Origin of the sequence: Xanthomonas cannabis pv. cannabis, from assembly GCF_000802365.1 — a bacterium.
GTDB lineage: Bacteria > Pseudomonadota > Gammaproteobacteria > Xanthomonadales > Xanthomonadaceae > Xanthomonas > Xanthomonas cannabis.
On record NZ_JSZE01000176.1, the window covers coordinates 1 to 9,028 of the forward strand.

General features: G+C 68.8%; 6 protein-coding genes. 4 read left to right on the forward strand and 2 right to left on the reverse strand.

All coding sequences use genetic code 11. The annotated features are described in order from the left end of the window. Window positions 1-170: 170 nt before the first annotated feature. Window positions 171-1,163, reverse strand: a complete 993-nt coding sequence (locus tag OZ10_RS19485) for a LacI family DNA-binding transcriptional regulator (protein WP_039407365.1) — start codon at window positions 1,161-1,163, stop codon at window positions 171-173. Between the two features lie 161 nt (window positions 1,164-1,324). Here OZ10_RS19485 and ptsP point away from each other — a divergent pair, with 161 nt between their 5' ends. From ptsP to OZ10_RS19505, 4 genes are all read left to right on the forward strand, one after another. Further along, window positions 1,325-3,841, forward strand: a complete 2,517-nt coding sequence (ptsP, locus tag OZ10_RS19490) for a phosphoenolpyruvate--protein phosphotransferase (RefSeq protein WP_039566695.1) — start codon at window positions 1,325-1,327, stop codon at window positions 3,839-3,841. Beyond that, on the forward strand, window positions 3,838-4,794 hold the full coding sequence (pfkB, locus tag OZ10_RS19495) for a 1-phosphofructokinase (protein ID WP_039407370.1): 957 nt from the start codon (window positions 3,838-3,840) through the stop codon (window positions 4,792-4,794). The genes ptsP and pfkB overlap by 4 nt, the downstream gene beginning before the upstream one ends. 152 nt (window positions 4,795-4,946) lie before the next feature. Continuing rightward, window positions 4,947-6,686 (forward strand): PTS fructose transporter subunit IIC, encoded by a 1,740-nt coding sequence (locus OZ10_RS19500; RefSeq protein WP_039407372.1) that lies wholly within the window; start codon window positions 4,947-4,949, stop codon window positions 6,684-6,686. 174 nt (window positions 6,687-6,860) lie between these two features. After that, window positions 6,861-8,138, forward strand: coding sequence for a carbohydrate porin (locus tag OZ10_RS19505; protein WP_039407374.1), 1,278 nt, complete (start codon window positions 6,861-6,863; stop codon window positions 8,136-8,138). A gap of 236 nt (window positions 8,139-8,374) precedes the next feature. On the opposite strand, the gene OZ10_RS19510 is transcribed toward OZ10_RS19505, so the two are convergent. After that, the gene (locus tag OZ10_RS19510) at window positions 8,375-9,025 is read right to left on the reverse strand and encodes a hypothetical protein (protein WP_039407376.1); all 651 of its coding nucleotides are present in this window, start codon (window positions 9,023-9,025) and stop codon (window positions 8,375-8,377) included. Window positions 9,026-9,028: the final 3 nt, after the last annotated feature.

Genomic DNA, 9,028 nt, shown 5'->3' on the forward strand with positions numbered 1-9,028 from the left:
CCAGGGGCGCTCCTACGGGGTGTCGGGGATTGGTGACATGGCGTGATTGGAAAAGACCCGCACAGCGCGATCCGCGACGACCGCCACATTGTTGTAGGAGCGCACCCGGGCGCGATGGGCTGTACCGGTAACGCCGGTCGCGCCCGGGTGCGCTCCTACGACGACGGCGGCTAGGTGCGCGGGCGCGCGCCGGTGGAGCCGCGCACCACGCAACGCCCGGTCATGACCATGCGGCGGATCGGTAATTGCGGGTTGCTCAGCCGCTCGAGCAGCAGCGACATCGCCGCGCGACCCATGTCTTCGACCGGCTGTTCGACCACGGTGATGCCCGGTTCGACCAGATCGGTCCAGCGCTCGTTGTCGAACCCGGCAAGGGCTAGGTCGTCGGGCAAGCGCAGGCCGGCCGTGCGTGCGGCCTTCAGCGCCCCCATCAGCAGCAGGCTGTTACTGGTGACGATGGCTTCGGGGCGGTCATCGTTGGTCAGCCACCGCTCCAGCTCGACAATGGCCGCCTCGGCGGTGGGTGCCACTTCGCGGTAATCCGGGCTCAGGCCTTGCGCGCGCATCGCGGCCAGGTAACCGTCGCGGCGCTCAGCCGCCGTGGTGCTGGTGCTGCCGAACAACCCGCCGATGCGCTGGTAGCCCTGCCCCTGCAGATGCGCCACCAGCTCGCCCATGGCCGCGGCGTTGTCCAGCACCACGCTGTCGTAGCGGCTGCCGGGGCCGGCACGGTCGACCAGCACGGTGGGGTAATCCAGGGCCAGTTCGTGCATGCGCCCCACGGTGACCCGGGTCGGGGCGAAGATCAGCCCGGTGATGCGTTCTTCCTGCATCAGCTCGAGGTACAGCGCCTCGCGCTCGGGATCTTCATCGGTATTGCACAGGGTCACGCGCATACCGGCACGGTAAGCGACCTCTTCCACCGAGCGGATCAGCGCAGTGAAGTACGGGTTGCGGATGTCGGCCACGATCACGCCCAGGATGCCGGACTGCTGGGAGCGCAGCCGTCGCGCCATCAGGTTGGGGCGATAGCCGGTCTGGCGGACGGCAGCCTCGACCTTGGCCCGCACCTCCTCGCTCACCGGCCCGGTACCCAGGGCGCGCGAGACCGTGGACTTGGACACACCGGCCACCCGGGCCACGTCATTGATGCTGATACTCACTGGGACCGTTCCCGCTCCATTTGCGCACCTGACCCAGGTGCGGTGTCGCCTCCGATCCTAACCCGAAAGCACTACAAGGATTTTGTGCACCGCACATTGACCTGAAACGTGGGAACGTTCCCACTATACTTCCCAGCCTGATCCCCCAATCGGAGCCCGCCTTGTCCTCTCCGTCGCCTGCCCCCGTGACTCCCGAGCTCATCCGTCTGCATGCGCAGGCCCGCGACAAGGACGATGCCATTGCCCAGGCCGCGCAATTGCTGGTGGCCGCCGGCTGCGTGGCGCCCGGCTACGACGCCAGCATGCGCCGCCGCGAAGGCCTGGCGAACACGTTCCTGGGCCACGGCCTGGCCATCCCGCATGGGGTGGGCGACGACCGTCATCTGGTGCGCCGCGACGGCATCGCCGTCCTGCAGCTGCGCGACGGCGTGGAGTGGAACCCCGGCCAGACCACCCGCCTGGTGGTCGGCATTGCCGCCCAGTCCGACACCCACATCACCCTGCTGCGCCGCCTGACCCGGCTGATCCAGGATCCGGCCCAGCTGGAAGCGCTGTTCAGCACCGACGACCCCGCCGTCATCGTGGCCGCGCTCACCGGCGACCGCGCGCCGGACGCCAGCGCCGCGCCCGCCAGCGACCTGGCCGAACGCTTCGAGTGGACCATTGCCTATCCCAGCGGCCTGCACGCCCGCCCGGCCACCCGCTGGGCCGAGACCGCCCGCGGCTTCTCCGCGCGGGCGCAAGTACGCGCTGGCGCCCAGGCCGCCGATGCCAAGAGCCTGGTCGGCCTGTTGCAGCTGGGCCTGCGTGCCGGCGACAGCATCACCGTTTCGGCCGAAGGCGCTGATGCACCCGCCCTGCTCAAGCGCCTGCGCGCCGTGATGGACAGCCTGACCGCGCAGGAAAAGGCCGACGCCGAGCGTGCCGCGCAGCGCCGCGCCGCGCCGGTGGTCGGCTGGACCCCGCCACAGGCGCAGCCGGCCATCGTCGGTATCGGCGCCAGCCCGGGCGTGGCGATCGGCATCGTGCACCGCCTGCGCGCCGCGCAGACCGACGTGGCCGATCAACCGGTGGGTCTGGGGGATGGCGGCGCATTGCTGCACGACGCGCTGACCCGCACCCGCGAGCAGCTGGCGGCCATCCAGGACGACACCCAGCGCCGCCTTGGCGCCTCGGACGCGGCCATCTTCAAGGCCCAGGCCGAACTGCTCAACGACACCGACCTGATCACCCGCACCTGCCAGCTGATGGTCGAAGGCCACGGCGTGGCCTGGTCGTGGCATCAGGCGGTCGAACAGATGGCCTCCGGCCTGGCCGCGCTGGGCAACCCGGTGCTGGCCGGCCGCGCGGCCGACCTGCGCGATGTCGGCCGCCGCGTGCTGGCCCAGCTCGACCCGGCCGCTGCCGGCGCCGGGCTGACCGACCTGCCCGAGCAGCCGTGCATCCTGCTGGCCAGCGACCTGTCGCCCTCGGACACCGCCAATCTGGATACCGCCCGCGTGTTCGGCCTGGCCACCGCGCAGGGCGGGCCGACCTCGCATACCGCGATCCTGTCGCGCACCCTGGGCCTGCCGGCGCTGGTGGCGGCAGGCGGCCAGTTGCTGGATATCGAAGACGGCGTCACCGCCATCATCGACGGCAGCAGCGGGCGCCTGTACCTCAACCCGTCCGCGCAGGATCTGGAGGCGGCGCGCACGCATATCGCCGAGCAGCAGGCCATCCGCGAGCGCGAAGCCGCGCAGCGCGCGTTGCCGGCCGCAACCACCGATGGCCACCACATCGACATCGGTGCCAACGTCAACCTGCCCGACCAGGTGGCGATGGCGCTGACCCAGGGCGCCGAAGGCGTGGGCCTGATGCGTACCGAATTCCTGTTCCTGGAAAGCGGACGTACCCCCAGCGAAGACGAACAGCACGCCACCTACCTGGCGATGGCGCAGGCGTTGGACGGCCGCCCGTTGATCGTGCGTGCGCTGGATATCGGCGGCGACAAGCAGGTGGCACATCTGGAACTGCCGCACGAAGAAAACCCGTTCCTGGGCGTGCGTGGTGCGCGCCTGTTGCTGCGCCGCCCCGACCTGCTGGAGCCGCAGCTGCGTGCGTTGTATCGCGCGGCCAAGGACGGCGCGCGGCTGTCGATCATGTTCCCGATGATCACCTCGGTGCCGGAGCTGATCGCCCTGCGCGACATCTGCGCACGCCTTCGCGCCGAGCTCGACGCGCCGGAGGTGCCGATCGGCATCATGATCGAGGTGCCAGCCGCCGCCGCCCAGGCCGACGTGCTGGCGCGCCATGCAGACTTCTTCTCGATCGGCACCAACGACCTCACCCAGTACGTGCTGGCGATCGACCGCCAGAACCCGGAACTGGCCGCCGAGGCCGACAGCCTGCACCCGGCAGTACTGCGCATGATCCGCAGCACCATTGAAGGCGCACGCAAGCACGGCCGCTGGGTCGGCGTGTGCGGCGGCCTGGCCGGCGACGCGTTTGGCGCCAGCCTGCTGGCTGGCCTGGGTGTGCAGGAACTGTCGATGACGCCCAACGATATCCCGGCGGTGAAGGCGCGCCTGCGTGGTGCCTCGATGCACCAGCTGCAGCAACTGGCCGAGCAGGCGCTGGACTGCGAAACCGCCGAACAGGTGCGCGCATTGGAAGCCAAGCGCGAGGACGCGGCATGAGCCTACAGGCCATCACGGTCACGCTGAACCCGGCGATCGACCAGACCATCCAGCTCGACAGCCTGCAACCCGGCGCCGTGCATCGCGCCAGTAGCGTGCGCAACGATGCCGGCGGCAAGGGCATCAATGTCGCTGCCTGCCTGGCCGACTGGGGCACCGCTGTGGCCGCACTCGGCGTGCTCGGCGGCGGCAATGCCGGCGTGTTCGAAGCGCTGTTCCGCGAGCGCGGCATCGTCGATCACTGCCAGCGTGTATCAGGCGAAACCCGCACCAATCTCAAGCTGGTGGAAGCGCGCAGCAACGACACCACCGACATCAACCTGCCCGGCCTGCAGTTGAGCGGCGCGCACCTGCAAGGCGTGGCCGATCAGCTTGCACCGCTGCTGCGCCCCGGCCTGCCGGTGGTGCTGTCCGGCAGCCTGCCGGCCGGCCTGCCGGCCGACAGCTGGGCGCGATTGCAGGCCCAGGCCAGCGCGGCCGGCGCGCGGGTGTTGCTCGATACCAGCGGCGCGCCGCTGGTGGCCGCGCTGGATGCCGCACGCGACGCACTGCCGTATGCGGTCAAGCCCAACCGGCACGAACTGGAAGCCTGGACCGGCCGGCCGTTGACCGACCGCGCCGCGCTCGGCGCCGCCGCGCACGAACTGCTCGCGCGCGGCATCCAGCTGGTGGTCATTTCGATGGGCACCGACGGCGCCCTGTTCGTGCAGCGCGACCAGCGCCTGATCGCGCGCCCCCCTCGCTTGGCCCAGGGCAGCAGCGTCGGTGCCGGCGATGCGATGGTGGCCGGGCTGGCGGCAGCGCTGCTGGATGCCGCCACCGACCTGGCGCAGTGCGCGCGGCTGGCCACGGCGTTCTCGATGTGCCGGCTGGAAAGCGGCGACGCACGCCGACTCACCGCCGACGGCGTGCGGCGTGCCGCCGCCGAGGTCGTGATCGAGACCGTGTCGTGAGCCGGTCCCTGCAGGTGCGGCCCGACGGCAGGTCGCCACGCGCACGGCGCACAGCGACCAATGGCACGCCCGGCACGCGTCGCACGCACGCCTAACCCATCGAATTCCCCCGCCGGCCACACCGGCGACCGCAATACAGCAGGAGTCTTGCCATGTCCTCTTCCATCGTGGTCATCGCCGCCGGCGAACGCAGTACCGAAGCCGTCCTGGCGGCCGAAGCGCTGCGCCGTGCGGCCACCGCCGCCGGGCGCGGCGTGACGATCGAGATCCGCAGCGACCAGGGCGTGCTCGGCGCCTTGCCGAGCGAGCTGACCAGCGCGGCCACCCAGGTCCTGGTGGTCGGCGATGCCGATGCCGACAGCGCGCGCTTCGGCGACGCACAGCTGCTGCACCTGAGCCTGGGTGCCGTGCTGGACGACCCGGCCGCAGCGGTCGGTCAATTGGCCGTGCCCGCCTCGGCCGCCGGGTCGGCAGCCTCCGGCACCGGCAGAAAGCGCATCGTGGCCATCACCTCCTGCCCCACCGGCATCGCGCACACCTTCATGGCCGCCGAAGGGCTGCAGCAGGCTGCCAAGAAGCTGGGCTATCAGATGCGCGTGGAAACCCAGGGCTCGGTGGGCGCGCAGGACGCGCTGACCGATGACGAAATCCGCGCGGCCGATGTCGTCATCATCGCCGCCGACCGCGAGGTCGACCTGGCCCGGTTCGCTGGCAAGCGCTTGTTCAAGAGCGGCACCAAGCCGGCGATCAACGATGGCCCGGCGCTGATCAACAAGGCACTGGCCGAAGCCAGCGTGCACGGCGGCGCGGCACCTGCCACCGGCACCGGCACCGCCACCAGCGCCACCGCGAGCAAGGGCAACGGCCGCACCGGCGCCTACAAGCATCTGATGACCGGCGTGTCGTTCATGCTGCCCTTCGTCACTGCCGGCGGCCTGTTGATCGCGCTGGCATTTGCACTCGGCGGCATCTACGCCGGCGACGACGCGCACCAGGGCACGCTGGCCTGGTCGCTGTTCCAGATCGGCGCCAAGGCCGGCTTCACCCTGATGGTGCCCGCGCTGGCCGGCTATATCGCCTACTCCATCGCCGACCGCCCCGGCATCGCGCCCGGCATGATCGGCGGCCTGGTCGCCGCCAACCTCAATGCCGGTTTTCTCGGCGGAATCATCGCCGGCTTCATCGCCGGCTACGGCGTGGCCGCGCTCAACCGCTACATCAAGCTGCCGCGCAACCTGGAAGGGCTCAAGCCGGTGCTGATCCTGCCGGTGCTGGGCACCCTGCTGGTCGGGCTGGCGATGATGTACGTGTTCGGCCAGCCGGTCGCCGACTTGCTGGCCTGGCTCACCGCCTGGCTGCGCGGCATGCAGGGCAGCAGCGCGCTGCTGCTGGGCCTGCTGCTTGGCGGCATGATGGCCTTCGACATGGGCGGGCCGGTCAACAAGGCCGCCTATGCGTTTTCCACCGGCCTGATCGCCAGCCAGGTCTATACGCCGATGGCCGCCGCCATGGTGGCCGGCATGACCCCGCCGCTGGGTATCGCGCTGGCCACCTGGGTGTTCCGCAACCGCTTCACCCTGGAAGAACGCGGCTCGGCCACCGCCGCCGGCGTGCTCGGCCTGGCTTTCGTCACCGAAGGGGCGATTCCGTATGCCGCGCGCGACCCGCTGCGCACGATCCCGGCACTGGTGATCGGCTCGGCGGTGGCCGGCGCGATCTCGATGTCGGTCGGTGCCGAACTGAAGGCCCCGCATGGCGGCATCTTCGTGCTGCTGATCCCCAATGCCGTGACCCACCTGGCGATGTATGTGCTGGCCTTGCTGGCCGGCGTGGTGGTCACTGCCATCGCCCTGCGCGTGCTCAAGCAACCGGTGGCCGACGTCGTCGCCTGAGCCAACCCGCGGCGGCAGGCATCTGCCGCCGCATCCGACGCGCCGGACGCGCGTCACCCCTGCTTGCTGTTACCGCCGCGCCGCGTAGTGATCGCGCGCCGCCAACGGCTTGCCCATGCCCTTGCTGTCGCGTTCGCCACCTTTGGCCACGCCCTCTTTGTTCGGAGTCCTGCCATGTCCGCCCTGCTCTCCCACCGCGCTTCCCATCGTCTGCTGTGCCTGTCGCTTGCCATGGCGCTGGCCCCCTTGGCCCACGCACAGGAGGCCGCCGATGCCTTCAAGCTCAAGCTGGGCTACACCGGCGAAGCCGCCTCGATGATCGACGGCGGCCGCAAGAACGGCGACGCCTACGCCGGCCAGCTGATGGTCGGCACCGATGTCGACATGGACCGCCTGTTCGGCTGGAATGGCGCCACGGTCAAGCTCTACGTGACCAACCGCCACGGCACCAACCTGTCCAACAGCAGCATCGGCAACAGCACCTCGGTGCAGGAAATCTACGGCGGCCAGGGCACGCGCCTGGCCAACTTCACCCTGCTGCAAAAACTCTTCAACGACCGCCTGGAACTGGAAGCCGGCCGCAGCGTCGCCAACATCCACTTCCTTGGCTCGGACCTGTGCCAGTACTTCCAGGGCAACTCCGCCTGCGGCAACCCCACCTTCGTGTTCCGCACCAGCAACTTCACCTACTGGCCGGTCTCCAGTTGGGCCGCGCACGCCACCGCCTGGGTCACGCCCAAGGTCTATGTGCACGTGGGTGCCTACGAGGTGAACCCGGTGCAGGCCCAGGACGGCCAGCATGGCCTGAAATGGAGCACCGACGACACCACCGGCGTGGTGGTGCCCTACGCCATCGGCTACAAGAACAAGGGCGGCGACGGCACCCTGGCGGCGATGTACGAACTCGGCGGCTGGCAGGACAACTCCGACTACACCGACCCGCTGCGCGACCGCAACGGCAACCCCGCCGTGCTCAGCGGCCTGGGCTATGAAAACAGGCAGGGCCGCTCGGGTCTGTTCGGCCGTTTCGAACAACAGGTCACCAACCCCGACCCGTCCGGCACCCAGGGCCTGACCGTCTTTGCCGCCGTCCTCAAGAGCACCGGCGGCCAGGCCATCGAAGACCACTTCGTGCAACTGGGCCTGGTGCAGAAAGGCACCTTCGCCAGCCGCCCGCAGGACAACATCGCGTTCGTGATCACCCAGCAGAAATACAGCGACGAAGCCCTGGAAAACCTGCGCCTGGCGCGCGCCTCCGCCGGCGGTACCGGCACCCCGGCCGACAACCAGATCATGATGGAACTCAGCTACGGCATCCAGGTCACCAAGCGCCTGCGCATCGCCCCCAACCTGCACTACGTGATCAACCCCGACCAGTTCAACGAACCCACCCGCACCACCGATCTGAAGAATGCATTGATTGCGGGCATGCGGATAGACTGGAATCTGTGACCCGTAGAGAAGCTGCGCGTGTTGCTCGCATGCTTGGCGGGCACCACTGCCTGAAGTGAGTGGCGGGTGCGTTGCATTTACTGCAGTGCAACCCATTGCGTCGACCCGTTTGGGTTAGGCATTTGCCGGATATGGCCGACGGGTTCGATGAGCCGCTTAGGCGCGACCGCACGCGATGTGGCTTTGTCGGCCGCCCCTGTCGCGCGCAAGCCAGTGGCTGTAATGACGACGTCGCATCATTGCGAATCTGATGTTGCGCGCAGATTGATCGCTCTGTATTGCCGCTGGTTGCCGTAACGCGGCCCATTCTTCTCGAAGGTGGCGCAGAGCCGGTCTTCGCCACAGGGAGCTAGGTCGGCACGGGACACGCGATCCAGGTAGTCGATGGACGCCCGAAGCTGTGCGAATTCGGTTCGCTTTTCGGTGATCATGCCAACCGAGTAGGCCACCGCACCCAGGCCCAACACGCCGGCCACGAGCATCGTGGCGGATGCAATGCCCATGCGTCGCGTGATCTTTGTTTCCAAGGACTGCTGGGCCTGCGCGTAACGTCGAGTGGCTTGCTGCAATGTCTCATCCGCAGTGGCCATTTCTTTGTTGAATCGCTTGGCTGCCGGTTCCAGCGTCTGCGTCAACGCTTGATTGGTCAGCTGCGTGAGCCGCGGCAGTGCGTTCTCGAGCACCCGATTGACTTTGAAGTCGGCGCTGCCCACCGCGTTCTGAAGCACTTGGAGCTGCTCGGCGACCACCTCGCGCAACCGTTGTTCGCGCTGCTGCATGGATGCCACCAGCGTCGTCAGCACTTTGACCGTCTCTTGCAACGAAGTGTTGGATGCATTCAACGTGGCCATCATTTCCGCCATTGCGGCGGCGTCTTGCCTGTCCATGAG